The organism is Desulfovibrio sp. 1188_IL3213 (assembly GCF_036763145.1).
Lineage (GTDB): Bacteria > Desulfobacterota > Desulfovibrionia > Desulfovibrionales > Desulfovibrionaceae > Desulfovibrio.
The window spans coordinates 1-1115 of the sequence record NZ_JBAIYR010000606.1; the positions used below are offsets into that span (position 1 = coordinate 1).

The window sequence follows — 1115 nt, forward strand, 5'->3', positions numbered from 1 at the left end:
GGCTGCCGCATCCGGCGCAAAACAGCCCGCACACCGCTGCCGCGCGGCAATGCACAGGGCGCGGTCATGCAGCCATGCGGCCTATAAAAAACCTTGCCGCAGCAAGAAATCTCTGCTCAGTCCCGATGTTTCGGGGGCTTGCGCCGCTTCGCCCTTGCCGGTTCCGGCCCAGGGGCCCAACAAACGGCGAACATATTTACCGATCAGGTCTGTTTCCATATTGACCGTCACGCCCGGCCGCCAGTGCAGCATGGTAGTGCGCTTCTGGGTATCGGGTATGATGTTGACCTCAAGGAAATCCGGGCCGCAATCATTGACCGTAAGGCTTATGCCGTCAAGGGATACGGAGCCCTTGGGGATAACCTCCGCGCCGAATTCGGCGGGAAAGACAAGACGGCAGCACAGGGATTGTCCGCTCCGGCGCACTTCGCGTACCGTGGCAAGGCAATCCACATGGCCGCTGACCAGATGCCCCCCCAGGCGGTCGCCCATAGCCAACGCCCTTTCCAGATTGACCAGATGCCCGGTTTGCAGGCCGCCCAGGCTTGTGCGCGCGAGCGTTTCGGCCGAGGCGTAGGCTGTGAAAGTGTCGGCTCCGTGCTCTTCCACCGACAGGCAGGCCCCGTTGACCGCAATGGATTCGCCGTCAACGATATTGGGCAGGGTAAACAGGGGACGCAGGCAGATGCGGCATTCCGTTCCGCTTTTGCGCAGTGAGCGTACTTCGCCCTGTCCTTGTATGATACCGGTAAACATGGCTTCCTACTTTGCTTCCACGGCTTGCAGCGGGCGCAGTTCAATATGAATGTCGCCTCCGCTGATGTGGCTGCCGGTCACGCGCATGCGCAGGGCCTCGTCCAGGCTGAGGGGCGCACGGCCGGAAAAAAGCGGCTGCGCGTCAACGTCTCCCAGGATCATCGGGGCCATATGCAGACGGAATTCGTCCACAACGCCGGCCTCGAGAAGACTGAGGGCCAGATGCCCGCCGCCTTCGCACAGCAGGTAGGGGCAATCCAGCTCTTCACGCATTGTGCGCAGCATATGGGTCAGGTCCGGCCCGCCGTGCAGGCTCGGCCCCAGGGAAAGAACGCGCACACCCATGTCGCGCAGGGCCT

The 1115-nt window shown here is 62.4% G+C and carries 2 protein-coding genes; both read right to left on the reverse strand.

Annotated features, from left to right (window positions below; translation table 11 throughout):
* Positions 1–81: 81 nt before the first annotated feature.
* Complete coding sequence (locus V6C16_RS13960; protein WP_333543517.1) at positions 82–756, reverse strand: riboflavin synthase; 675 nt, start codon at positions 754–756, stop codon at positions 82–84.
* A gap of 6 nt (positions 757–762) precedes the next feature.
* Positions 763–1115 (reverse strand): RibD family protein (locus tag V6C16_RS13965; protein WP_333543518.1); only part of this gene is annotated, 353 nt, incomplete at its 5' end.

Bases quoted from the DNA above. Each gene is read 5' to 3' on its own strand.
- V6C16_RS13960 (WP_333543517.1), bottom strand. From the start codon at position 756: ATGTTTACCGGTATCATACAAGGACAGGGCGAAGTACGCTCACTGCGC.